The organism is Marinobacterium sp. YM272 (genome assembly GCF_050908845.1).
Lineage (GTDB): Bacteria > Pseudomonadota > Gammaproteobacteria > Pseudomonadales > Balneatricaceae > Marinobacterium_D.
In genome coordinates, this window is sequence record NZ_CP194171.1 from 4031986 (window position 1) to 4057074 (window position 25089).

At 57.9% G+C, this 25089-nt stretch carries 25 protein-coding genes; 9 read left to right on the forward strand and 16 right to left on the reverse strand.

From position 1 onward, the window contains the following. Positions 1 to 8: 8 nt before the first annotated feature. The 13 genes from phnK to ACQUQP_RS18060 all read right to left on the reverse strand — a co-directional run bounded on the left by phnK (position 9) and on the right by ACQUQP_RS18060 (position 12812). Positions 9 to 785: a phosphonate C-P lyase system protein PhnK gene (phnK, locus tag ACQUQP_RS18000; RefSeq protein WP_432696413.1), complete on the reverse strand. Its 777-nt coding sequence runs from the start codon at positions 783 to 785 to the stop codon at positions 9 to 11. After that, the gene (locus tag ACQUQP_RS18005) at positions 782 to 1642 is read right to left on the reverse strand and encodes an alpha-D-ribose 1-methylphosphonate 5-phosphate C-P-lyase PhnJ (RefSeq protein WP_432696414.1); all 861 of its coding nucleotides are present in this window, start codon (positions 1640 to 1642) and stop codon (positions 782 to 784) included. The genes phnK and ACQUQP_RS18005 overlap by 4 nt, the downstream gene beginning before the upstream one ends. Then, entirely contained in the window at positions 1639 to 2730 is a 1092-nt protein-coding gene (locus ACQUQP_RS18010; protein WP_432696415.1) for a carbon-phosphorus lyase complex subunit PhnI, read from the reverse strand. Before ACQUQP_RS18010 ends, ACQUQP_RS18005 begins: the two co-directional genes overlap by 4 nt. Beyond that, positions 2730 to 3338: a phosphonate C-P lyase system protein PhnH gene (phnH, locus tag ACQUQP_RS18015; protein WP_432696416.1), complete on the reverse strand. Its 609-nt coding sequence runs from the start codon at positions 3336 to 3338 to the stop codon at positions 2730 to 2732. The genes ACQUQP_RS18010 and phnH overlap by 1 nt, the downstream gene beginning before the upstream one ends. A 1-nt stretch (position 3339) precedes the next feature. Beyond that, on the reverse strand, positions 3340 to 3789 hold the full coding sequence (phnG, locus tag ACQUQP_RS18020) for a phosphonate C-P lyase system protein PhnG (protein WP_432696417.1): 450 nt from the start codon (positions 3787 to 3789) through the stop codon (positions 3340 to 3342). After that, positions 3786 to 4484 carry a phosphonate metabolism transcriptional regulator PhnF gene (gene phnF / locus ACQUQP_RS18025; protein WP_432696418.1) on the reverse strand — a complete coding sequence of 233 codons (699 nt, stop codon included), beginning with the start codon at positions 4482 to 4484 and terminating at the stop codon, positions 3786 to 3788. Before phnF ends, phnG begins: the two co-directional genes overlap by 4 nt. A 35-nt stretch (positions 4485 to 4519) precedes the next feature. After that, positions 4520 to 5314, reverse strand: coding sequence for a phosphonate ABC transporter, permease protein PhnE (phnE, locus tag ACQUQP_RS18030; protein WP_432696419.1), 795 nt, complete (start codon positions 5312 to 5314; stop codon positions 4520 to 4522). Positions 5315 to 5382: 68 nt separating this feature from the next. Further along, on the reverse strand, positions 5383 to 6399 hold the full coding sequence (gene phnD / locus ACQUQP_RS18035) for a phosphonate ABC transporter substrate-binding protein (RefSeq protein ID WP_432696420.1): 1017 nt from the start codon (positions 6397 to 6399) through the stop codon (positions 5383 to 5385). 22 nt (positions 6400 to 6421) lie between these two features. Further along, the gene (gene phnC / locus ACQUQP_RS18040; protein ID WP_432696421.1) at positions 6422 to 7249 is read right to left on the reverse strand and encodes a phosphonate ABC transporter ATP-binding protein; all 828 of its coding nucleotides are present in this window, start codon (positions 7247 to 7249) and stop codon (positions 6422 to 6424) included. 115 nt (positions 7250 to 7364) lie between these two features. After that, positions 7365 to 7979 (reverse strand): DapH/DapD/GlmU-related protein, encoded by a 615-nt coding sequence (locus ACQUQP_RS18045; RefSeq protein ID WP_432696422.1) that lies wholly within the window; start codon positions 7977 to 7979, stop codon positions 7365 to 7367. A 335-nt stretch (positions 7980 to 8314) separates the two neighbouring features. After that, a complete protein-coding gene (locus ACQUQP_RS18050) occupies positions 8315 to 9799 on the reverse strand; it encodes an aldehyde dehydrogenase (RefSeq protein WP_432696423.1) in 1485 nt (494 codons plus the stop codon). Positions 9800 to 9822: 23 nt separating this feature from the next. Then, positions 9823 to 11673: an aspartate ammonia-lyase gene (gene aspA / locus ACQUQP_RS18055; RefSeq protein ID WP_432696424.1), complete on the reverse strand. Its 1851-nt coding sequence runs from the start codon at positions 11671 to 11673 to the stop codon at positions 9823 to 9825. A gap of 200 nt (positions 11674 to 11873) precedes the next feature. Continuing rightward, positions 11874 to 12812: a LysR family transcriptional regulator gene (locus ACQUQP_RS18060; protein ID WP_432696425.1), complete on the reverse strand. Its 939-nt coding sequence runs from the start codon at positions 12810 to 12812 to the stop codon at positions 11874 to 11876. Positions 12813 to 13163: 351 nt separating this feature from the next. Between ACQUQP_RS18060 and ACQUQP_RS18065 the strand changes: the two genes are divergently transcribed. The 4 genes from ACQUQP_RS18065 (at position 13164) to ACQUQP_RS18080 (ending at position 16556) form a co-directional block, all read left to right on the forward strand. Further along, positions 13164 to 14447: a flavin-containing monooxygenase gene (locus ACQUQP_RS18065; protein WP_432696426.1), complete on the forward strand. Its 1284-nt coding sequence runs from the start codon at positions 13164 to 13166 to the stop codon at positions 14445 to 14447. A 71-nt stretch (positions 14448 to 14518) separates the two neighbouring features. Then, on the forward strand, positions 14519 to 14935 hold the full coding sequence (locus ACQUQP_RS18070) for a RidA family protein (protein WP_432696427.1): 417 nt from the start codon (positions 14519 to 14521) through the stop codon (positions 14933 to 14935). A 9-nt stretch (positions 14936 to 14944) separates the two neighbouring features. Beyond that, entirely contained in the window at positions 14945 to 15616 is a 672-nt protein-coding gene (locus ACQUQP_RS18075; protein WP_432696428.1) for a DUF1028 domain-containing protein, read from the forward strand. A gap of 253 nt (positions 15617 to 15869) precedes the next feature. Then, entirely contained in the window at positions 15870 to 16556 is a 687-nt protein-coding gene (locus tag ACQUQP_RS18080; RefSeq protein WP_432696429.1) for a TorF family putative porin, read from the forward strand. A 234-nt stretch (positions 16557 to 16790) separates the two neighbouring features. On the opposite strand, the gene ACQUQP_RS18085 is transcribed toward ACQUQP_RS18080, so the two are convergent. Next, positions 16791 to 17729, reverse strand: coding sequence for a LysR family transcriptional regulator (locus tag ACQUQP_RS18085; RefSeq protein ID WP_432696430.1), 939 nt, complete (start codon positions 17727 to 17729; stop codon positions 16791 to 16793). A gap of 344 nt (positions 17730 to 18073) precedes the next feature. Between ACQUQP_RS18085 and ACQUQP_RS18090 the strand changes: the two genes are divergently transcribed. Further along, the gene (locus ACQUQP_RS18090) at positions 18074 to 18676 is read left to right on the forward strand and encodes a DUF938 domain-containing protein (RefSeq protein ID WP_432696431.1); all 603 of its coding nucleotides are present in this window, start codon (positions 18074 to 18076) and stop codon (positions 18674 to 18676) included. Positions 18677 to 18680: 4 nt separating this feature from the next. Here ACQUQP_RS18090 and ACQUQP_RS18095 read toward each other — a convergent pair whose 3' ends face one another. Further along, positions 18681 to 19649 (reverse strand): zinc metalloprotease HtpX, encoded by a 969-nt coding sequence (locus ACQUQP_RS18095; protein ID WP_432696432.1) that lies wholly within the window; start codon positions 19647 to 19649, stop codon positions 18681 to 18683. A gap of 103 nt (positions 19650 to 19752) precedes the next feature. On the opposite strand from ACQUQP_RS18095, the gene hrpB reads away from it, so the two are divergent. The 4 genes from hrpB to ACQUQP_RS18115 all read left to right on the forward strand — a co-directional run bounded on the left by hrpB (position 19753) and on the right by ACQUQP_RS18115 (position 24593). Then, positions 19753 to 22278, forward strand: a complete 2526-nt coding sequence (gene hrpB / locus ACQUQP_RS18100; protein ID WP_432696433.1) for an ATP-dependent helicase HrpB — start codon at positions 19753 to 19755, stop codon at positions 22276 to 22278. A 40-nt stretch (positions 22279 to 22318) separates the two neighbouring features. Next, positions 22319 to 22498 (forward strand): oxidoreductase-like domain-containing protein, encoded by a 180-nt coding sequence (locus ACQUQP_RS18105; RefSeq protein WP_432696434.1) that lies wholly within the window; start codon positions 22319 to 22321, stop codon positions 22496 to 22498. A gap of 4 nt (positions 22499 to 22502) precedes the next feature. Continuing rightward, a complete protein-coding gene (locus ACQUQP_RS18110; RefSeq protein WP_432696435.1) occupies positions 22503 to 23225 on the forward strand; it encodes a helix-turn-helix domain-containing protein in 723 nt (240 codons plus the stop codon). A 216-nt stretch (positions 23226 to 23441) separates the two neighbouring features. After that, positions 23442 to 24593: an MBL fold metallo-hydrolase gene (locus ACQUQP_RS18115; RefSeq protein ID WP_432696436.1), complete on the forward strand. Its 1152-nt coding sequence runs from the start codon at positions 23442 to 23444 to the stop codon at positions 24591 to 24593. 3 nt (positions 24594 to 24596) lie between these two features. On the opposite strand, the gene ACQUQP_RS18120 is transcribed toward ACQUQP_RS18115, so the two are convergent. Continuing rightward, complete coding sequence (locus ACQUQP_RS18120; RefSeq protein ID WP_432696437.1) at positions 24597 to 24902, reverse strand: MTH1187 family thiamine-binding protein; 306 nt, start codon at positions 24900 to 24902, stop codon at positions 24597 to 24599. Positions 24903 to 25089: the final 187 nt, after the last annotated feature.

A 25089-nucleotide genomic window follows, 5' to 3' on the forward strand; every position in this document is an offset into this window, starting at 1 on the left:
CTCCAAAATCAGGGGGTCAACACCGAGGAGACCAGCAACTGTGTATAGGCGTGTTGAGGATCATCGAGAACCTGATCGGTCAGCCCCGTCTCCACCACCTGCCCCCGACGCATAACGATCAACCGCTGCGCCAGCAGACGCGCCACCGCTAGGTCGTGGGTAACAATGACCACCGCCAGATTCAGCTCGGTCACCAGGCGTCGCAGCAGGTCCAGCAGACGCGCCTGCACAGAGACGTCCAGGCCGCCAGTAGGCTCATCCATGAACACCAGGCGCGGATGGGTCACCAGATTGCGGGCGATCTGCAGACGCTGCTGCATCCCCCCTGAATAGGTGGTCGGCTTGTCGTCGATGCGGTCGATATCCAGCTCCACATCGCCCATCCACTGCTCGGCGGTCGCACGCAGGTTGCCGTAGTGGCGCTCACCGGTGGCCATCAGCCGCTCGCCAATATTTGCGCCGCCAGAAACGCCCATACGCAGACCATCCCTGGCATGCTGATGCACGATGCCCCATTCGGTTCGCTGCAACTGACGCTGACGTGACTCACTCAGGCTGTACAGATCCAGACACTCCCCGTGCCGATTGTGATAGTGGATCGAGCCACTATCCGGGGCCAGGCGTGCCGAAAGGCAGCTCAACAGGGTCGACTTGCCGGAGCCTGATTCGCCAACAATGCCCAACACTTCACCGGGGTAGAGATCGAAGCTGACGTCGGCACACCCCTTGTTCGCCGCATAGAGCTTGGTGATATCCCTCACCTGTAATAAAGGTTCGGTACTCATGCGCTCTCCTCCTGCAGGGCCAGGCGCGTCCGGCAGTAATCGGTATCGGAACAGATAAACTCGTGGTGACCCTGGTCATCCATCACCACCTCATCCAGGAAGCTCTCCTCGGAGCCACAGATGGCACAGCTCGCTTCCCAGCGCTGAACCTCAAACGGGTGGTCTTCAAAGTCCAGACTGCGTACTTCGGTGTAGGGCGGTACGGCGTAAATCCGTTTCTCGCGCCCAGCCCCAAACAGCTGCAGTGCCGGTGAATTGTCCATCTTGGGATTGTCGAATTTGGGAATCGGCGACGGATCCATCACAAAACGACCGTTGACCTGCACCGGATAGGCGTAGGCAGTAGCGATATGGCCAAACTGGGCAATATCTTCGTACAGCTTGATGTGCATGACGCCGTAATCCTCCAGCGCGTGCATCTTGCGTGTTTCCACCTCGCTGGGTTCGATAAAGCGCAGCGGCTCCGGGATCGGCACCTGGTAGATCAGGATCTGATCCTCGTGCAGTGGCTTTTCCGGAATTCGGTGACGCGTCTGAATCAGGGTCGCCTCTTCGGTCTGCTCGGTAGTTTCCACCCCTGTCAGGTCACGGAAAAATGCTCGAATACTCACCGCGTTGGTGGTGTCATCGGCACCCTGATCGATCACTTTCAGGCAGTCATCATCACCGACAACCGCTGCTGTGACCTGCATACCTCCGGTGCCCCAGCCATAGGGCATGGGCATTTCACGGCCGCCGAAAGGCACCTGGTAACCGGGAATGGCCACCGCCTTGAGCAGCGCCCGACGGATCATCCGTTTAGTCTGTTCATCGAGATAGGCGAAGTTGTAGCCCGCTCTGATGGGGGAACGACTCATGATTGATTCTCCTCTTGCGACGCCGCATCGGCCTGGCGAATTCGCCGTATCAACTCCAGCTCCGACTGGAAATCCACGTAATGGGGCAACTTCAGGTGGGACACGAAACCGGCTGCTTCCACGTTGTCGCAATGGGCGAGCACAAACTCCTCTTGCTGAGCCGGAGACTTGACCTCCTCGTCGTAGTCGCCGGCCTGCAGGGCACGATCAACCAGTGCCATCGACATCACCTTGCGCTCGCACTGACCAAAGCCAAGACCATAGCCACGGGTGAACTTGACCTCGCCCTCTTCAAGCCGGGTAAAGCCGTTGACCATCTCGCACTCGCTGACTTGGATCGAGCCGATCTCCACCTCGAATCCCAGCTCTTCCGGTACGATGCTCACATCCACCTCACCGATGCGGATCTCTCCGGCAAAGGGGTGGTTGCGGCCATAGCCGCGCTGGGTGGAGTACCCCAGAGCCAACAGAAAGCCCTCGTCGCCACGGACCAGCGCCTGCATCCGGGCGCTGCGATCACTGGGATAGGTAGGCGGGTCGCGGGTGATATCGGCAGGCTCAGAGCCGGTGTCCAACTCGGAAACCATCAGGCCTTCCTGCTCCAGCAGCTGGGAGACTCGGGCCATGGACTCCTCTACACGCTCAGCCATCTCTTCGGTGGTCAGCTCCCCGACCTTCCCCTCGGCCAAGAGCGCGAAGTCGAGCAGACGATGGGTGTAGTCGAATGTTGGCCCCAACACCTGTCCGCCCGGCAGATCCTTGTAAGTAGCGGAAATTCGACGCTCTATTTCCATGGCGTCGGTATTGATCGGTTCACTGCTGTAGAAACGGTTTAGCGTGGTGCGATAGGCGCGCAGAAGAAAAATCGCTTCCACCAGATCCCCGGCCGCCTGTTTGATCGCCAGAGCCGCCAGCTCAGGATCGTAAACCGAGCCCTCGGTCATCACCCGGTCCACCGCCAGTGACAACTGCTCTTCAATCTGGGAAACCGCCAGCTCAGGCTGCTCATCGCCGCCGCGACGGCGCCGGGCCAGTAACTCGTGGGCAGAGCGGATCGCCTTTTCGCCCCCTTTGACTGCGACGTACATCAGATCACCTCCACTTGAGTCGTGCGGGGAATGGCGGCTACCTGGGTACCACTCACCAGAATCATGTCCAGCCCCTGCGGGAAGGGATCAGGACGCTGCTGAAGATAAGCAAGCAGCGCTTCGCCCGGATGGCTCAACGAGAGTTTGCGCCGACCCGGTATTCCGGGCCCACTGAGCTGCAGCGTCAACAATTCGCTGTCGCCGCAGTCCGGCTCAATGCGATCAACCTGGATTACCAGTGTGCAGCTGCGATCAGGATACTCGGGCTCGCCGATCTTGAGTCCGTCGAGCGAGGTCAGTTCGCCCGCCTTCGCCATCACAAAATCTGCCTCGGCCGGCTCATCCACACAGGGAGCCCCAGCGTGAAAATTGAGGTTGGTGCGGATCAGGTCAGTGTCCAGCGACGGACTTAACCAGAGCCCTGTGGTCTGATCCATCAACGATAGCAGCGTGCTCAGTGCTGCCGGCGACAGCTCCGCTAACGCATCGGCATAATCAAGTGTGCGGATGACACCGGGTTCACTCATCACTTTCAGGAGCTGTCGGAATGCCTGCTGAGCATCGCGTACCGGCTCGGTAAAACCCTTTTGCAGTTGGGTATCAGTCATCTCAGTCCTCCCCCCTGACGAGCGTGAAGAAGTCGACACGGGTCGCATCGGTCTCACGGCGTTTCTGGCTGCGCGCTTTGGAGAGCATCGATTCGATCGGCTGTATTACGCGAGCAATCAAGGTTTCCCCCATCTGTGGATCCTGCAGCAGCGCATCGAGCTGAGCTGCGCGAAGCGCATGGGTCTTATTGCGACCGGCGATATAGCTGTACCCCACAGTATCCAGCGAGGACCGCACCACACAGCGAGTAAGCGTCATATCACCCAGATTGAAGCGTTCGCCCTTGTTACCCATCCGAGCGCGGACCTGGGTCAATCCGATCTCGGGTGCTCGGATCAACTCAAAACTCACCTCTTTGATGGCCTCTTCGGACAACTCCAGAAGCACCTCAACCGGGGCTTTGGCCAACACCGACATCCAGTGCTGGCGTTGTTCTATGGCGGTATTCATGGTTTGGGTTCCACACTGTATTCAAAAAGATCACTGCGACTGCGAGCGATGGAGTATTCCCGCAATTCATCGGTCTGCCGGCAGTGGTTGCGGGTATGCACCTCCATGACGGGCACGCCTCGCGTGATCGACAACTGATCGCACTCCTGGAAAGTAGGCATACGCGCCCGCAGACGGGTGGTACCTCTGCGCAGCTCGATTTCCCAGTTATCGCGCAGGAATTGATGCAGCGATCCACCCCCGAAGGTGCTCAACGCATCATCGGACAGCCCGAACAGGTAGTGACGGATAAGGCAGACCGGCTCACCCTCAATCAGACGTCGGGTTTTTAGCTCGTGAATTCGAGTGTCCGGCGCCATATCCAGCTGCTGGGCCAATGTCTCCGGCAATGTTGTTCGCTTGCAGTGAAGCACCTCGGTTTCGAGCCCCAACCCGATCTGGTTGAGGTTATGAGAGAACGCCGCCCGGTCATGCAGGGCATAGTCGATCGGCGTCTGCACAATTTTGCATCCCAGTCCCTGGTAGCGACGCACCAGTCCATCCTGAACCAGCTCATCAATAGCTCGCCGAACTGTATGTCGATTGACCGAGAAACGATCGGCCAGGCGACTTTCCGGCGGCAACAGGTCACCGGCGCTGTACTGGGAGATAATTTCGTTACGCAACTGAGTTGCGATTTTTAGATACAGGGCCATTTGTCTATACATGTCCTCAGATAGCAGCATTCATCTCAGATAAATGCCTTGCGCAACCGCTGAGACAGCAGGTCAGTGAGCGTCACGCTGATAATGATGACGATCATCACCGCGCAGGTTTGCTGAAACTGGAAACCACGGATGCTCTCCCAGAGAATCACACCGATGCCGCCGGCACCGACCATGCCTACCACGGTGGCGGAGCGAACATTGGATTCGAAACGATAGAGTGAATAGGAGATCCACAGCGGCAGCACCTGGGGAATCACGCCATAGAGAATCTCTTCCAGCATATTGGCGCCGGTGGCACGAACCCCTTCCACGGGGCCCGGGTCAATCGCTTCCACTGCTTCAGAAAAGAGTTTGGCTAGCACACCAGTGGTGTGAACGAACAGCGCCAGCACGCCGGCAAAGGGACCAAGCCCTACGGCAACAACAAACAGCATGGCGAACACCATCTCGTTGATCGCACGAGTGGCATCCATCAAACGGCGCACCGGCTGATAAACCCAGACCGGCATCAGGTTTTCGGCACTGAGAATTCCGAAAGGCACGGACAAAATAATGGAGAGTACGGTGCCCCAGAGCGCTATATGGATGGTGATAACCATCTCTTCCAGGTAAAAACCGATATCACCGAAATCAGGAGGAAAGAAATCTGCGGCAAATTCGGCCATGTTGCCGCTTTCGGTAATCAGTACCAGCGGATTGATTTCTGCCGCGTCCCAACCCCAGCCCAGCAGGGAGAAAAGTACAACCCAGCTAATCGCTGCGATCCAATTGAACGGCTTACGTTCCAGAGTCAGATTATGGGCACTAGACTCGATCATGAAAGTGAACTCGGCTAACAGTGAACGAAATAACCGGCACCACGATGGGTGCCGGTCAGGCTGGAAGATCAGTTAGCAGATGCTGCTTCCAGAGCATTCATACGACGGTTAAGGACCGCCAGCTGGTCGTCAATTTCACGCAGCTGAGTCTCTTTGTCCTTGGCAGAAAGTTTTTCATCGTTGGCGATGGAAGCACGCTTCTTGAACAGCGCCAATTGACGGATCGGCAGCAGCTGATCATTGCTGGAAGCCTTGAACGGAGCCCACTGCAGGCCTTCAAGAACCGCCAGCTCTTCAGCATCACCGGTAGTGCCGTAGGTCATGAAGAAGTCGTAAATCTTGGACTTAGCGCTCTCCTCGAGATTGGTGCGCCATACGATCGGGTCGGACGGGATCAGCGGAGATTTCCAGATCACTTTTACTTGGTCATATTTGTCCGGGTGAGTGACCTTGATGCGGGCCAGGTTCTCGGTGTTGTTGGTGGCCACATCTACCTGACCGTTAGCCACGGCAAGGAAGTTGGATTCGTGGCTGGCGTTAGTTACACGCTTGAACGCTTTTTTCGGCTCAACACCATTCTTGGCGAAAACGTAGTAACCCGGTACCAGGAAGCCAGAGGTGGAGTTCGGGTCACCGTTACCGAAAGCCAGATTGTCGGCCTGTGCCAGCATGTCATCCACATTGTTGAGCGCATCGTTATCCTTCTGCGCGATCAGCAGGCTCCAGTATCCCGGGTTGCCGGACACATCGACGGTCTGGGCGAAGATCTCGCCACCGGCACGATCTACCGCTTCCATAGCAGACTTGTTTCCGTACCAGGCCACATCAACCTTGTCGAAACGCATCGCCTGGATAATGCCTGCGTAATCGGATGCGAAGAACGGCTTCACTTCCATACCCAGATCTTCAGACATATCGGCCAGGAACGGCTCCCACACGGTGCGCAGGTTCTGGGAAGATTCGGTAGAGATGATGCCGAAGTTCAGCTCTTTCATCTCCTCGGCCTGGGCAACCTGGGTACCGGTTAGCGCAGCGGTAAAAGCAAGGCCGGCGGTAATTCCAGAGAACAGCTTCTTGAGTTTCATCAAAGGCTCCTAAACTCGTTTTTTAAGCAGGGTTAAGTTGGTAAGCAGGGCTTGCAGAGGAAGCTGCGACCGGATCGGACGCGGGCTCCGGGCTCATCTGAGTGCCATAAAGGCGACTGAGCATCTGCCCGTCCAGGGCAGTAATCGGTCCATCGAAAAAGATCTCGCCGCCTTGCAGCGCTATCGCGCGACGGCAGTATTTTTGTGCGTAATCAACTTGGTGCAGGGTAACAACGACGGTAATGCCCAACTCTCGGTTGATCCGCTCCAGGGTTTCCATCACCAAGCGGGAGGATTCCGGGTCTAGAGAAGCGATGGGCTCGTCGGCCAGAATCACTTCAGCCTTCTGCATCAATGCCCGGGCAATGGCGACACGCTGCTGCTGACCGCCGGAGAGTTCTGAAGCGCGTTTCAAGGCATGCTCTCGCAAACCCACCAGCTCCAGCGCCTGCAGCGCCTCAAGCTTTTCTTCGCGGGTAAACCAGCCCAGCATGCTGCGCCATACCGGTACGCGACTGAGACCACCGATAAGGACGTTGGTCAGAACACTGAGCCGATTGACGAGATTGAATTGCTGGAAGATGTTGCCTACACGCGCCCGGGTGCGACGGATATCCTTACAGGCTCGGCCCTTCTGTTGGACCGGAACGCCCAGGACTTCGATCTGGGAGTTACTGCCTTTGTCGGCCATTGTCAGGCAGGACAGGTGACGCATCAGCGTAGACTTACCTGAACCGGAAGAGCCGATAAGAGCGACCATCTCCCCCTCTTCAACGCTCAGGGAAATAGACTTGAGAACCCGAGCATCACCAAAGGATTTCTGCAGGTTGGTAATTTGGATGGCTGGCATGAATCGCCCCTCATGTAATCGCATGCCGCAATCCTAGAGGGGCTTTATGACACGTAGGTTGTCTAGATATGTTTGTTTGGTTGCGAAAAAATTGCGCCTTTCTTACAACTGAATGTCAGTCTAAATACTTTGCCAAGAAGGCCTCACCAGGCAGTGAGCGGAAGTCAGCCAATGACTCAGCCAGACGCTCATGGGACCAGTCCCACCAGGCCAGACGTTCAAATCCGTCGATGACAGAATCACTAAACCGTTTGCGAATCGGCTTTGCGGGCACACCACCGACAATCGTGTAGGGAGCCACGTCCCTGGACACCACGGCACCCGCCGCGATAACGGCACCATTGCCCACACTTACACCGGCAAGCACAACAGCTCCGTGGCCGATCCATACATCGTGTCCAATGGATACTGGCTGATCTCGGCGCCACTGGAAAAAGCTCTCATCGTCGTCACCAAATCCATAAAGTGAACTGCGATAGGTAAAATGATGCATGGCCGCTTTTTCAACCGGATGATTACCCGGGTTCAGGCGAGTATGAGCAGCGATGGAGCAGAATCGTCCAATCCGCGTGTTGATTACATCAGAGTCGTCACCGATGTAGGAGTAATCACCGAGGCTGGTGTTGACCACTTTGCAGCGAGCACCAATTTCATTGTACCGGCCAAACTCCACATCGCGGATCTCCACCTCAGGGTCCAGGAGGGGTTCAATGGGTAGACGTTTATTCACACCATTTCCTACTTCAGGTTATTTAACCGGAAGCAGACTAATGACCAATAGTGAACGCCCAATGACAAGCCTGTTGGTGAACTTATCCAAGCTCTACCGTAAGTGCCTTCATGCTTCTCTCTGTATGCAGCAAAACCTAGGGCCATTGAAATACGCTCTCAGCACTCTGGGCCAAACCAATCATAAAGACTGATTGCGTGAACGGGTGCTATGGGAAGGAAGTGTTCAGAGGGGACGCGGCCTATTTCAGTAAGCCTTAGTCGATAACGAAAAGATGGCCGGAGTGTGAGTGCGGGACAAGGGACCACCGGAGAGTTCCAGTGGTCCCGATTGGATCAACCCAGTTTGATCCAGGTGGTCTTGAGCTGGGTAAACTTGTCCAGGGCATGCAGAGACAGGTCACGGCCGAAGCCGGACTGCTTGTAGCCACCGAACGGCGTGCAGAAGTCCAGTGCATCCATGGTGTTGACGGACACGGTACCGGCCTTGAGTTTACGCGCGACGCGGTGGGCACGATTCAGGCTTTCGGTCCAGACAGATGCCGCCAGGCCGTAGATGGAATCGTTGGCGATAGCCACCGCTTCTTCGTCACTGTCGAAGGTGATCACCGCCACAACCGGACCGAACACTTCGTCACGGGCAATGGTCATATCCGGTGTTACGCCATCAACGATGGTCGGCGCAACATAGTTGGTGGCTTCATCACCGACGCCGCCGGTCAGGATCTTGGCGCCCTGCTCTTCAGCCTGGGCAATAAAACCGCGTACCCGACGGGCATGGTTGCTGTCGATCAGCGCACCAACCTGGGTATCAGCCTCGAGCGGATCACCCACTTTCATTGAACGTGCCTTGGTGATCAGCTTGTCGATAAACTGATCCTTGATGCTGCTCTCAACCAGTATACGGGAGTTGGCGGAGCACACTTCGCCCTGGTTAAAGAAGATACCCATGGCGGCGTTCTCCACCGCGGCGTCCAGATCGCAGTCGGCGAAGATCAGGTTCGGGCTCTTGCCGCCGGTTTCCGGCCACACCGGCTTCATGTTGGATTCTGCCGAGTAGCCCATCAGCAGCTTGGCTACGCCGGTGGAGCCGGTGAAGGTCAGGCAGTCCACGTCGTTGTGCAGGCCAAGCGCCTTGCCGACAACCTGTCCATAACCGGTCACCACGTTCAGTACACCATCCGGCAGGCCTGCCTCTTTCGCCAGCTCGGCCAGGCGCAGCGCAGTCAGCGGCGACTGTTCAGCCGGCTTCAGGATCACGGAGTTGCCCGCGATCAGTGCTGGTGCCAGCTTCCAGGCAGCGATATCAAGCGGGAAGTTCCAGGGGATGATAGCGGCAACGACACCGATCGGCTCACGGGTGATGGTAGCAATGTTGTTGCCATCGGTCGGCGCCACTTCACCGTATAGCTTATCGACGGCCTCGGCATACCATTCAAAGCAGGCAGCGGAGCCTGGAATATCCAGGTTCAGGGTATCTTGTACCGGCTTGCCCACGTTAAGGCTTTCCAGCAGCGCCAGCTCTTCAACATTCTCAAGGATCAGTGCAGCCAGTTTTTTGATCACAGCCTTGCGCTGCGCCGGAGCGGCTTCGGACCACTCACCGGAGTCGAACGCACGACGGGCTGAAGCCACGGCGCTATCCACATCGGCAGCACTGCAAGCAGCTGTGCTAGCCAGCAACTCGCCGGTCGCCGGGTTAAAGGTATCGTAGGTTTCGCCGTTACTGGCACTGACGAATTTACCGTCAACGAAAGCCTGGGTTTTGAGCTCGATCTGCTGTTGTTTGGCGAGCCAGTATTCTTTGGTCTGTACAGTCATAAATTACTCCGTTGGCTGCCGTGTTAGACGGCCTTACTGATTTCTGCCTGCTTCCGCATGCGTCGCGGAGCGGTCATATTGTCAACGCTAAGCACGTCGTCTAATTCGCTTGCACTCAGCAGCCCTTCAGCCAGGACCAGATTGCGCACGCTTTCGCCGGTGGTCACCGCCTGTTTGGCGATTCGGCTGGCATTGTCATATCCAATATAGGGGTTGAGCGCAGTGATGATGCCAATACTGTTATTAACAAGTTCAAGACAGCGTTCACGGTTTGCCGTGATACCGTGAATACAGCTGGCGGAAAGCCTGTTAATCGCGCGGATCTGCAGCCGCAGTGACTGCAGAACATTGAACGCCAGCACCGGTTCCATCACATTCAGCTGCAACTGACCCGCTTCAGCAGCAAGGGTCACGGTGATGTCGTTGCCGATCACCTGGAACGCCACCTGGTTCACCATCTCAGGGATCACCGGGTTCACCTTGCCCGGCATGATTGAGCTGCCAGGCTGCATCGGTGGCAGGTTGATCTCCTGCAGGCCCGCGCGCGGTCCACTGGAGAGCAGGCGCAGGTCATTACACATCTTGGAGAGTTTGACCGCGTTGCGCTTCAGCACGCTGGAAAAGGTCACGAAGGCCCCCATGTCTGAGGTCGCTTCGATCAGGTTACGGGCCCGGACCAGTTCTCTGCCGGAAATATTGGACAGTTCCTCTATTGCCAGACTGGAGTACTCCGGATCGCTGTTGATACCGGTGCCGATGGCGGTAGCACCCAGGTTGATCTCGCGGAAGAACTCCACCACATCCTTGGCTTCCTCGATATCCTCTTTCAGCGTCGCGTACCAGGCGTCGAACTCCTGGCCCAGGGTGATCGGCACGGCATCCTGCAACTGCGTGCGTCCCATCTTCACCACATCGGAAAACTCCACCGCCTTCTGCTTGAGTTCATAGCAGAGTCCAGACAGCGCTTTCACGTATTCATCGTGGCTGAGCAGAATGCCCAGTCGGATCGCGCTGGGGTAGACATCATTGGTGGACTGGGACAGGTTGACGTGGTTGTTGGGGTGCAGGTGTTGATACTCGCCTTTGGCATAACCCATCAGCTCGAGCGCCCGGTTGGCAATCACCTCATTGGCGTTCATGTTGGTTGAGGTGCCGGCACCTCCCTGAATCACGTCCACAACAAAGTGTTCATGCCATTGGCCGGCAATGATCTCATCGCACGCCTGGCTGATTGCGTTGGCGCGCTGTTCGTCGAGCAGATCCAGCTTGCAGTTGGCCCGCGCTGCGGCCTTTTTAACCATTGCCAGCGCCACGACCAGACGTGGAAAGTGCTGCAGCTGGATATCGGTGATAGAGAAGTTCTCCATCGCACGCAGGGTCTGCACCCCATAGTAGGCACTGCAGGGCACATCCCGCTCACCCAGAAGATCTTTCTCGCGCCGCGTATTAACGTTGTTGGCAGAAAGCGCAAGCGCCTCCTCGCGCTTGGCCGCCAGTTTCATCAACTGCAGAACTACCGCCGCCGCTGGGCCGGAGCACTCCAGCCACTTTCGCAACGCGACCAGATCCAACAGCATCAACGTTGCGTCGCTCCTGGCGGCAAGCCACCCCGTCGGCTTGGCCGACCGGTAAAGCAGCTCAATCTCACTGCAGAGAACAGGTCCTAGCAGCCGTGCGTTCTGCCCTTCATGCTCAAACTGGCACTCCCCCTCCAACAAAATCGTCAGATGGTCGGGCTGATCGGCCAGGTTGACTCGTACCCCGGACTTCAGCTCTCTCACTGCGGTAAAGCCCAACAGGGCGCCAAACTCATCCGCCGCAAGCTGCTCGCAATTCAGAACCGTCTTAATACATTTCTTTTTATTGGCGTTCATTTCACTTCTGGATGCGCTGTGGCATCAGTTTTAGACAGGACTAAAACCTCGAACCCGCGGCTCGAGAAACCGTACAATCCAGCCTAAGAAGGGCACCAATATTTGTAAAATACTATTAATTTACCGTTTGCATCAGTTTTTCAAATACTGCTGGCCTGAGCCTGCCCCAGGCATGTCGGCCGTCTCCGGCCCTGACATTTTCAGGCGTTAGCCTGTGTATCCATGGCAAAAACTGCGTCGGACATTTCCTGTGCCTGAGCTTCTATCTGCTTGATAAAGGCTTCAGCGACAGGGGTCAGGCGCAGGTCGGAGAGGCGTGCCACCCCCATACGCAGCGGCCTTAGCTTCTCTTTCAACGGCACCTGCCTGAGCTCGGTACCATCCAGCGCCAGGTTATTGGCCATGGGTGTATTCGCCAGTGAGTAGCCAAAGCCGTTGCCCACCAGTCCACGAACCATCGCCAATGACTGAGCTTCGTAGGCGTAATTGGGTTCCAGCTCCAGGCTGAGAAACAGTGAAAAGAAGTATTCGCGGCTCATCGGCCAGTCAAGCAGGACCATGGGGTACTCGGACAGCTGTTTCAGCGACACTTCAGCCTGATCCGCCAGGGGATGATCAACGCCCAGCACCGCATAAGGGGGGAACTCGATCAGGGGATGGAATTCGACATCGGCGGGCAGTTGCAGATCATAGGTGAGCGCCAGCTCATACTTGCCGGTCGCAAGTCCGTGAATAATATCTTTCTGATGAATCTCATCACACTGTACCCGGGCAGCCGGGTAATTTGCCTGAAAGCGCTTGATCAGCCCGGGCAATAGTATCGGCGCGAAGGTGGGGAAACCCGCTATCTTGATCGAGCCCGACACCTCTTCACCCAGCGAATGGGCATAACTAGCCAGCCCCTCGGCATCGGCGAGCAACTGTTTCGCTTTGCGCATGAAACGACGCCCCGGCGAGGTTAACGACAGGCCCTGGGCATGATGCCGAACGAACAACTGCAGCCCGGTCTCCTCCTCCAGATGCAATATCGCGGAGGAGATGGACGGCTGTGACACATGAAGTGCTTCCGCTGCCTGGGTCACGCTATTGAGGTCGCCCGCTGCGACAAAATAGTGAAGCTGCTTCAGGGTAAATCGCATCGGTATTATCTCTTATTGTTGTATTGCATTTGCCCGCACCTGCCGCCGGACCACGGCTTGATTTATAGCATATGAAAAACAAATTCAGCTGCCCCCAGGGGATCAAATATTCCTTTCCATGGATAACCCCAGACCGAGCAATCGGCCAGGCACGCCCCCTTAATCCTATATCCAGGATCTAAATTTGTTTTTCTAATGCTATCGTTAAATTAATAATATTTTAACAATACAAACCCATCCCCTAGGCTTGAAACCAACTCAGTAAGCAAGCCTGCCCCCTTTGGACGTCTGGCCCACCTCACTGAACCGCCCCTTTCCATGAAGGCCCGAATCGCAACACAGGATGCAGAAATGACAGCTACAAAAACAGAGATCGATACACTGGTTGTAGGCGCTGGTCAGGCCGGCGTAGCTATGAGTGAACACCTCAGCAAACTGGGCGTGCCGCACCTGGTACTTGAGAGAAACCGCATCGCGGAGCGCTGGCGCACCGCACGCTGGGACTCCCTGGTCGCGAACGGCCCGGCCTGGCATGACCGCTTTCCCGGATTGGAGTTCAGCGGTTTCGGCCCGGATGATTTCGTTCCCAAAGAGAAGGTTGCCGATTACTTTGTCGAATATGCGAAGAAATTCGAAGCGCCTATTCGCACCGGTGTAGAAGTAAAACAGGTCATCCGCAACACGGATCGTCCCGGTTTTACCGTAGAGACCTCCGAAGGCGTGATTCAGGCCAACCGCGTTGTCGCGGCGACCGGACCGTTCCAAAAGCCGTCTATTCCGCCGATCGCTCCCAAAGACGAGCAGATCACACAGCTCCACTCTGCCAACTACCGCAATCCTGAGCAGCTGCCCGAAGGTGGCGTACTGGTGGTCGGTGCCGGCTCTTCTGGCGTGCAGATTGCCGACGAATTGAACCGTGCCGGCAAGGATGTGTACCTGTCTGTCGGTGCCCATGACCGCCCGCCGCGCTCTTACCGTAACCGTGACTTCGTCTGGTGGCTGGGTGTACTGGGCCTCTGGGATTTGGAAGCGATGAAGCCCGGTACCGAGCATGTCACCATCGCCGTTACCGGTGCCCATGGTGAAAAAGGCACCGTCGATTTCCGTGAGCTCGGCGCCCAGGGCATCAAACTGGTCGGCCTGACCGAGAAGTTCGACAACGGCGTCGCTACCTTTGCACCGAACCTGGTGGAAAATGTTAACCGCGGCGACGAGAACTACCTCGCTCTGCTGGATGCTGCCGATGCCTACATCGAGCGCAACGGCCTGGATCTGCCGGAAGAACCGGAAGCCCGTCGCATGCTGCCGGACCCGGAATGCATGACCAACCCGATTCTGGATCTGAACCTGGCCGAAGCCGGTATCAAGACCATTATCTGGGCCACCGGTTTCAGCGTTGACTATAGCTGGCTGCAGGTAAATGCCTTCGATGAAAACGGCAAGCCTCAGCACCAGCGCGGTGTTTCCACCGAACCTGGCATTTACTTCATTGGTCTGCCCTGGCTGTCCCGCCGCGGCTCCACCTTCATCTGGGGTGTCTGGCACGATGCCAAGCACGTCGCCGACCACATCGCGACACAGCGCAAGTACCTGGAATATCAGGACGCCTCCGAGCGCCAGACTGAACAGCGCTGAGTGTAGGCGGCGGGCCGAAAGGCCCGCCGCATTGTTTCACCTGTCACCCCTAGTAAGCCGAGAGAATGCCGATGCCTACACACACTCGAATTCGCATGTTCAACACCAAGGAAACCTACCCTAACCAGACCCTGGACAACGACCTGTGCCAGGCGGTTAAAGCGGGTAACACGATCTATGTCAGAGGCCAGGTCGGTACCGATTTTAACGGTAACCTGGTGGGTCTTGGTGACCCTCGCGCCCAGGCCGAGCAGGCGATGAAAAACGTCAAGCAACTGCTCGAAGAGGCGGGTTCCGACCTGTCCCACATTGTTAAAACCACCACCTACATCACCGACCCGCGCTTCCGTGAGCCGGTCTACCGTGAAGTCGGTGCATGGCTCAAAGGTGTTTTCCCGATCTCAACCGGCCTGGTGGTCGCCGGCCTCGCTCAGCCCGAATGGCTGATGGAGATTGACGTGATTGCGGTTATCCCTGACGACGAATAAGGAGCAACCATGACTTTTTCCGTAGCCGGATTCTGTCCGGAGACAGGCATGCTGGGCTGCGCCATCAGCTCTTCCAGCATCTGCGTCACCAGCCGTTGCGCCTTTGTGGGAAGCGGTACCGGTGTCGCCCTGACCCAGAACGTGACCAACCCGGACCTGGGTCCTCTGGGGCTTGAGCTGTTGGCCGAAGGCAAAACGCCGGAGCAGGTTATTGCCGCGCTGGGCGAAGCAGATAGCGACGTTAGTTGGCGCCAGCTGGGCATCCTCAACAACCAGGGTGCCGGTGCCACTTTCAGTGGTGAAAAGGCCCTGGGCCTGCACGCCACAGCCGTGGGTAACAACTGTATTGCCATGGGTAACCTGCTGGCAAATGAAGGCGTACCCGCCGCGATGGTTGAGGCGTTTGAAGCCAGCAAAGGCCATCTGGCTGAACGCCTGCTACAGGCGCTGGAAGCGGGTCTCGCCGCTGGCGGTGAACTGGGTCCCGTTCATTCGGCGGGTCTGTTGATGTGTGCCGAGCCGAAGTGGCCGGTGGTCGACCTCCGCGTTGACTGGCACATAGAGCCGATCAGCGAGCTGCGCATGGTCTGGCAGAACTACCAGCCGCAGATGCAGGCTTACATCACGCGGGCTTTGGACCCGGACAACGCTGAAAGCTACGGCGTACCTGGCGACGAATAAGCAGGCCATGAACGGCGTTCACTGCCGGTATGCCGGGCCCACAGCTCGCCATACAGCTGTTTACGCAGACAGAAAGCAAGCCTGATTTACCAATAACGACAAAGTGCCCCGCCGCTGAATCCCTGTTTGGCGGCTCCCCTAACCCGGGCGCACCCTGGCTGCCCGGGTTAGAGGGAACTCATTCGCGCCCCTGGTACTGCGAAACGCAAAAAAACCCTAAAAGACGATATTGCACTTCAGGAGTATGTAGTAAATGAAAAAAGTACTGTTTGGTCTGGTCAGCGCACTGACCGTCACTCAGCTCTACGCAGCAGAAACTTCTGGCACCATCAGTTTCACCAATGACTACCGCTTCAATGGCATCTCCCAAACGGCTGGAGATGCCGCGGTCCAGGGCAGTCTGGATGTTGCGTTCGATAACGGCATCTACGCCGGTATCTGGGGCAGCAACGTGGATTTCGGCGACGATGCCAACCTGGAAATCGATTACTACGTCGGTTATGGCAACAGCCTCACCGATGATCTGAGCTACGACGTCAACCTGGCCTGGTACAGCTACCCGGGCTATGACGCCTATGACGGCGACTACGGCCAGCTGAATATGAGCCTCTACTACGGCAATGCCAGCCTCAGCTACGGATACGCCGACGATTACTTCAACACCGGTGAGTCCGGGCAGTATATCGCCGTTGCCTACAGCCAGCCGCTGCCGAAAGGCATCAGCCTGGACCTGCATGCCGGCCACAGCTTTGGTGATTACTGGGGCAAGGCGGATATCGAAGACTACGAAGACTACTCTATCGGACTGTCGGGCAGCGTAGCCGGGCTTGATCTGTCCGCCGCCTACATTTTCAACAGCATCGACAAGGCAGAGGAGACCAACAGTGGTCTGTTCCGCAACGATAACACCCTGGTGGTGACGGTCTCACGCACCTTCTGATCTATCACCCCTTCGGGAGCCCATTGACGGCTCCCTTTTTTATTCCGCCTGTCCGAATTCGCCAGCATTTAAAGCGAAGACCTCGATGTCTCATAGCTGAGAACGAGTATGCAGGTCCCGGCGCAGGTGCAGGCAGCAGATAACTCACGCCATTGCGGCGAATTTAACGCTGAGGCCTGAAACGAAAAAAGCACCTTTTGTGAGGTGCTTTTTGTCTAGCTCATCGTCACTGAATCAGGACGCCAGTTTCTTGGCCTCCATACCGCTTCCGCCAAGAAGCTGATCTGCGTAACTTTGCAGCATTTCAATGAAGGCGTTACCGGCCGGTGTCAGTCGCTGCTGCGCCAATCTGGCGACGCCCATTTTCAGAGGCATCAGCTCCTCTTCAAGCTCAAGTGCAACAAACTCCGAACCATCCAGGGCGATATTGCTAACAGCGGGTGTATTGAAGAGCGAGTAGCCAAAACCGTTAGCGACCATTCCCCGGACCATCCCCAGTGAGTGCGCCTTATACGCACAGTTCGGCGCCAGGTTCTGACTTAAAAACAGAGAGCTGAAGTATTCGCGGCTCATGGGCCAATCCAGCATCACCATGGGCAGGTCCGCCAACTCTTTCAGTGAAACCCTGCCCCGTTCGGCCAGAGGATGATCCCGACACACCACGGCATAGGGCGGCAGGGACATCAACGGCAGAAACTCTATGGAACCAGGCAGCTCCATGTCGTAGGTAATCGCCAGTTCGTAGTCACTGTTGAGCAGGCCTTGAATCAGATCACGCTGATGCATTTCATCACAGTGAACATCCACCTCCGGGTAGCGCTCGACAAACTGCTTCAGGATGCTCGGCATCATCAAAGAGGTGAAGGTGGGAAAGCCGACCAGGTTCAGGTTGCCACTGACGTCCTTGCCCAGACTATTGGCAAACTGTGCCAGTTCATCCGCCTCTTTCAGGAGGCTTTTTGCCTTGCGGAAAAACTGCCATCCCTGAGACGTTAGCGTAAGCCCCTGGGCGTGATGGCGGATAAACAACTGCAGGCCGGTCACATCCTCCAGGTGGTGAATGGCCGATGAGATCGAGGGCTGGGAAACGTACATCAGCTCTGCCGCTTTGGTTACACTGCTGTGCTCACCAGCCAGGACAAAGTATCTAAGCTGCTTAAGAGTAAAGTTCATTGCCCTACCTTCCAAGGATTAGCAGATTGATCAGTGAGGTGCTCTATCGAGGCTGTTGGTCGGGTGACTACAACTTGGATTTAAAAAATCCTATCCTGCTCCGAGCATCCGATAGAAAAACCTATGCAAAACCCTTGCCGCGAAAGGTGCAAAACGGCACAGAATTAAATTCTTTGATTTAATGGGCATTAATAGAAATCAGATGATGATCAGTCGTCTCGCCAGACGCGTAAGCAGCGATCAATAAGCACCAAAACCAGTCACTCACGCACCAACAGTAGGCAGAAGCCCCCTGAACCAGAACGCTACGGGTACGCTGGCTGATTGGATAAAGGACAAATCTAATGACTAACGCGGACAAACCCTTCTCCCCCGCCTGCGAGAACAACAAGGAGCCGATCCTCGAAGTGCTGCGCGATGCGTTCAGTGACTGCAGCTCGGTGCTGGAGATAGGCAGCGGCACCGGCCAGCACGCGGTGCACTTTGCCGCGCAGCTCCCGCACCTGCGCTGGCAGACCAGCGATCTGGCAGAGAATCATCAGGGCATTTTGCTCTGGCTCGAAGAGGCGGGGCTTGGCAACCTGCATCCCCCCATCGAGCTGGATGTGACCCAGCCGGACTGGCCCGGCGGTTTCGACGCCGTCTTTACCGCCAATACGACCCATATCATGCCCTGGCCGGCGGTTATCGAGATGATCAGCCGGATCGGCGAGCTGCTGCCCGAGGGTGGTGTGTTCTGCCAGTACGGTCCGTTCAACTATGCAGGCCGCTTCACCAGCGACAGCAACGCCCGCTTCGACCTCTGGCTCAAGCAGTTTGATCCGGCGCGCGGAATACGGGATTTTGAAGAGGTGCGCGATCTCGCCAGGCAGGCAGGCCTCAGCCTGGAAGCGGACAACACCATGCCGGCCAACAACCGGCTGCTGGTGTGGAGAAAACAGCGCTGAAAATCTACCACCAGGTACCGAGGAAACGACGCTTTGGCTGCCGGGTCACTTCAGGGTGATCGAACTGGTGTAGCAGCTGCTCCAGTGGCAGGCGATCCTCAAGCTCCAGCTCCTTGTCGAGTTCCAGCAGGCGCTCCACCCGCTCCTCCGTGCGAGGATGGGTCCGCAGCAGCGAAGGATCGGGCACCCGCCGGCCCGGCGTCAGGATGTGCTCAACCCAGCCGCCCTGCGCCTGCTCGATCTTCTCAAGTGCCGCCGCCAGACCACGCGGGTCCCCCGTAAGACGGGCGGCATTCAGATCGGCAGCATATTCACGGGTGCGGGACAGCGCCAGTTGCGCCAGCGCACTGACCAGCGGCGCGATCACCAGCAGAAGAATCAGGCCCCAGTCGATCGTCACCATCCCCATCAACAGAAGCGGCAGGTTCATCAGCAGTAACACCTGCCCCACAAACGCCATCAGGCTGGCCAGACGGCTGAACAGATCCGCCAAGCCCAATACCCAGAGATCGTTATGGCGGATATGGCTGACTTCATGGGCCAGCACGCCGGCCAGTTCCCGGAGACTAAGCTGGCGTAACAAGGCATCACTGAGCGCCACCACCGAGCGCCCGGAAGATCCCACCGAGAACGCATTGATCACCCGACTCGGAATCAGGTAAAGCTCGGGCGGCTTATCCAGCCCGGCACGCTGGCACAGCCAGGCTTTCAGCTCGCCCAGGGCGGGCGCCTGCCCGTCCGACAGCGGCTTTGCGCCGTACAGTTTCATCACCCAGCGGGGCGAGAGAGCCGGGTTGAACAGCGTCGTCACCATGCCAAGCGTCAGCAGCATGATGACGCCACTGCCCCCCCACAACAGCCAGCCCAGCAGCGCCATGAAACCACCCATAAACAGGATCAGCGCCACCGATTGCAGCGCATTCAGCAGCGCCTGATGGCGTCCGTAGTGGCGGCCGTTGCCCTGTTCTCGCATCTTGACTCCCCAGGCGGGGCATCTCCCCACCGTGTAAAGGCTATTTCAGGTAGTATTTGCGCTTAATTACACTCATGTACAGTCATAACGCATATAGCTATAGATGGATTCACTGCCGATCGATTCAATCCTGCCGGCGCTTGTCGACGCCCTTAATGGGCGCAACGAAGTTGTGCTTGAAGCGCCCCCCGGCGCCGGTAAAACCACCCGCGTACCGCTGGCTCTGCTGGATCAGCCCTGGCTGGCCGGGCAGAAGATCATCATGCTGGAACCCCGACGCCTGGCCGCCCGCGCCGCCGCCGAACAGCTGGCGCGCCAGTTGGGCGAAAAACCCGGAGAGACCGTTGGCTACCGTGTCAGGCTGGATAACCGTATCGGTCCGAACACCCGTATCGAGGTGGTCACCGAAGGGGTGCTGACGCGGATGCTGCAGTCCGACCCGGGCCTTGATGGCATCGGACTGGTTATCTTTGACGAATTCCATGAGCGTAGCCTGGATGCCGATCTCGGCCTGGCGCTTACCCTGCAGGGCCGCGAGCTGCTGCGTGACGACCCGCCCCTGAAACTGCTGGTAATGTCGGCAACCCTGGATGGCGGCAGCATCTCAGAGATGCTGAACGGTGCCCCGATCGTACGCTCCGAAGGGCGCAGCTACCCCGTAGACCTGATCTATACCGGCACCGCCGAACCCGGTGAGTGGATAGAACCCCGTGTCGTGAGGGTTATCGAGCAGGCCATCGCGGAGCGAAGCGGCAGCCTGCTGGTGTTCCTGCCCGGCCAGGGCGAGATACGCCGCGTGCAGCAGGAGCTGGAAACCCGGTTTGCAGCAAATCCCGACCTGCTGCTTGCTCCGCTCTACGGCGAGCTGTCGCTGGAGCAGCAGCGACGCGCCATCGAGCCGGCACCGGTGGGACAGCGCAAGATCGTGTTATCCACAGCCGTGGCCGAGACCAGCCTGACCATCGAAGGCATAGATACCGTGATCGATTCCGGGCTTTCCCGCCTGGCCCGCTTTGATCCCGCATCCGGCATGACCCGGCTGCACACTACTAGGGTCTCCAACGCTGCCGCAACACAAAGAGCCGGGCGCGCGGGACGCCTGGGCCCCGGCTGTTGTTACCGGCTCTGGTCTGAAGGACAACAGGAGCAGCTTGCCGCCTTTACTCCCCCGGAGATTCAGCAGGCCGACCTGGCACCGCTGGCACTGCAACTGATGCACTGGGGCTGTGAAGATCCAGACGAACTGAATTGGCTCGACGCCCCGCCAAGAGCCGCCTGGCAGCAGGGGATGGACCTGCTCATGCGCCTCGGCGCTGTCGAAACCCTGGATAACGGCCGCCACCGCCTGACCGAACATGGCCAGGCGATGGCGGGCCTGCCCTCTCATCCGCGCCTGGCTCACCTGCTGCTGATCGGGGCAAAGAGCGGCCTGCTGACACTGGCTGCTGATATCGCCGCGATCCTCAGTGAGCGCGACCCGCTGCGTGACAACCGGGCCGACCTGTCACTGCGTCTGGATTGGCTGCGCGGCGAAGGGCCGGGATCGAAAGCGCAGCGCCAGCGTTTCCGCCAGCTCGCCAAACAGTTTCACAACCAGGCCAGGCAGATCAGCATTGAACAACAGGTCAGCGAGCCGGCGCACCCGCGCTGGATCGGTTTTCTGCTGGCCTGCGCCTACCCGGACCGGATAGCCCAGAACCGCCGCGCCGGTGGCAACGCCTACCGCCTCGCCGCCGGTCGCGGTGCCGAGCTTGACAACACCGACCGCCTGGCCCGTGAGCGCTGGCTGGTGGTCGCTGAACTCAGCAGCCGCAGCGGCGATGCCATTGACCGAATCAGACTGGCGGCCCCGCTTGATCCTGCGCTCTTCGATCATCAACTGGCGTCACTGGTTGCCAGCCGGGAGCTGGTGGAGTGGAGCGAACGGGATGAACGTCTGATCGCCGAGAAACAGCGCCGAGTCGGCCAGCTGGTGCTGGATGCAGAACCGCTGGCTACGCCCTCCCCCGAGGCGCGCAGCGCCGCATTGACCAGCCTGGTACGAAAACGCGGACTTGCCCTGCTGCCTTGGAGCGATGAACTGCAGCTGTGGCGCCAGCGGGTTGCCTTCTGTCACCGCCAGGATCCGAACGGAGACTGGCCGGATCTGTCGGACAGGGCACTGCTCGACACACTGGACGATTGGCTGGCCCCCTACCTGGACCCGGTCAGCCATATCAACCACTTCGCCAAGCTCGACCTGGATTCGATTCTCAAGGAGCAGCTGCCCTGGCCGCTGCCACCGCAGCTCGATGAACTGGCCCCGGAACGGATCCGCGTGCCCTCCGGTGCCCGGCTACGCATCGACTACTCTGAGGATCCGCCGGTACTGGCGGTAAAACTGCAGGAGATGTTCGGCTGCACCCGCACACCGACCATCGGTTTTGGCGTCGCACTGAAGCTGCATCTGCTGTCGCCGGCAAGACGCCCGCTGCAGGTCACCCAGGATCTTGAGGGGTTCTGGCAGAACAGTTACGCGGAGGTGAAAAAGGAGATGAAAGGCCGCTATCCCAAACATCCCTGGCCCGACAACCCACTGGAGGCGGTCGCCACCGCGCGTACCAAGAAATCTCAGGGCCAATCGCGTTAAACTAGCCAGCGATAGCCAAGCACCAACAGCGGAGCAAGCGATGTTAGAGAAACCCACCCCGCCGATGGACGGTGAGTGCTGCGAGAGCGAATGCAGCCCCTGCGTCTGGGACACCTACTACGAGGAGATGCACGCCTGGCGCCAGGCGGAAGCAGCGCGTAAAGCCGCCGAGGCGCAGGCCGATGACGCCGCCTCAAACAGCGACAAGCCACAAGCCTGAACCGATGAGCCCGCAACTGGAGCTGCGCAGTTACAGCGCCGATATCGACCGCCATTCCCACGGTTACTCTCAGCTGGTGCTGCCGGTCAGTGGTGCGCTGGAGATCGAGATCGGCGGACGCGGCGGCCAGGTAGCTGCACATCGCGCTGCGGTTATCCACAGCGGCGAGGAGCACTGCTTTCAGGCCCGCGGCCGTAACGCCTTCCTTGTAGCTGACCTGCCTTCGGCCGACTGCGAGCGTCTGGAAGCTCTGCCTGCGTTCCTGCCCCTGCAGCACCCTGCACTCGAATACGCAGGCTTTCTCGCGCGGCTGCTGAACAGCGGCACTCTCGGCGCAACGGTTGCGCGCTCCAGCTGTGCCCTGCTGGTCGACCTGCTTTCTGAGCAGAATGAAAGCCAGGCAGCAGCGATAGACCGTCGCCTGCTGCTCGCCAAAACCTACCTTGACGAGCAGTTCAGCAACCCGGTCAAACTGGAACAGCTCTGTGCCATCGCCCACCTCAGCCGGCGCCAGCTGCATACGCTGTTCCAGCGTCAGCTCGACTGCTCTCCATCGGAGTACCTGTTGCGGCTGCGCATGAATAACGCCCGTCAGCTACTGCTGGAGACGCGCCTTAGCATCCAGGCTATCGCCGAGCAGTGCGGCTACCTGAGCCTCGCCGCGTTCAGCGACCGCTTCCGGCGCCATTTTGGCGTTGCGCCAAGCCATTTTCGACGCTGTCACTGAAGATCTTTTTTGCCAGCCTGTGCAAAAGTAGAAGGCGTTTGCGCGTATCAGGCAAGAAATATGAAGAATCGTTGTACGCCCGATTACCTTGCTACTGTTTTAATACTCAGATCAGCTCATGAAGCCGTTGACGAATCGCGGCTTTGGCCGGGATAGCCGCGGATGGCAATGACCGGCTGATACAACCCTCCGCCTGCGGACTAAAGGTACAAACAGGTGTCGACCCACTCCACTAAAACACTGAGGCAACGCATCAAGACGCTTATGTTCTGGTTGGCTGGATTTCTGATTATTGCGGCATCTGCCATATTCGCCTACATGCAACACCCCAAATTCGGGCGCCTGCCGGATGGCGATCATCTTGGCAAGATTCAATCTTCACCCAACTACGTGGATGGTGAGTTCCGCAATCAGATCGAGACGCCGATTTTTACCGGCGAGGAGTCTTTTGCGTCGGTGGTATGGAAGAATCTGACCTCGAGTTCTGCCGGCCTCGCGCCAGATAACGCACTGCCTTCGGTCAAGGTCGATATCCGCTCACTGGATCCCGCTGAGGATCTTTTGATCTGGTTGGGGCACTCCTCTTTCTACCTGCAACTGGCGGGTAAACGCTTTCTGATCGATCCGGTATTTGGCCCCAACGCCGCTCCCGTACCGGGCATGATCCCCGCTTTTCAGGGCACAACTCCCTACACCGTTGAAGATTTTCCAGCGATCGACTATCTGCTGATTACCCACGACCACTGGGACCACCTGGATTATCCCAGCCTCACCGCGTTGCAGAGCCGGGTATCGGAAGTGATCACCCCACTGGGCGTTGGCGCTTATCTGCAGGGCTGGGGATTTGATTCGGCGCGGATCACCGAGGGTGACTGGTATGACGAGTTCGGCCTGGACGGCGATCTGAAAATCCATGTCATTCCGGCCCGCCACTACTCGGGGCGCGCCCTGAAACGCCGCCAGACGCTTTGGGCCGGCTTCATCGTGGAATCACCGAGCTATCGCCTGCTGTTCAGTGGTGACAGCGGCTACGGGCCTCACTTCACCGAGCTGGGCAACAAGTTCGAGCGCTTTGACCTGGCCGCCCTGGATCAGGGGCAATACGACGACCGTTGGGCCAACATTCACATGACGCCGGAACAAGCCGCCCTGGCTGCCGAAGAGCTGGGTGCCCAATTCCTGCTGCCATCCCATGTGGGCAAATATGCCCTCGCCAAACACCCTTGGCAGGAACCGTTCGAGCGTATTACCGAAGCCAGTCGTAACCGTTCGTTTGGATTGGTTACACCAACGATCGGCAAGCCGATCCCGCTGCAGCAGCTTGATACGCGGGTATCGGAGGCCTGGTGGTCAAATACGCAGGGCTAGCGCTCAATCCGCTGCCAGCTTGGATGTAACGCTCTGAATTTTATCCTCGATACTCTGTTCGCGATCAGTCCGGGTGCCTAAACGCATGGACGAACTTACGCGTGGCGCACCCATTTCATGCATGACTTCGTGACAGCGCTTCACCGCCGCCATCACCTCATCCCACTCACCCTCTATGTTGGTGCCGTAGGCATGTAACTGATGTTCTAGCCCGGCATCCTCAAGTACCCGCTGGCAGGCGGTGACATACTCGGATACAGAAACACCCACGCCCATGGGGATGACGCAGAGATCGATCATTACGTTCATATACGCTCTCGTTTAACAGATTTACACCGCTGAAGCCTTCCGGATCCCACACTGCCTTGGTTGGCACAGGAAATGTTACTCGGCTGTCCCATTCCGGAAAAGCGCTACAGGTTATACCGGACAAACAACGGCGATCAGCCAACAGGGCCGGAAGTCACTTGCCACTGGGCTCGCTGCTTACACGCCC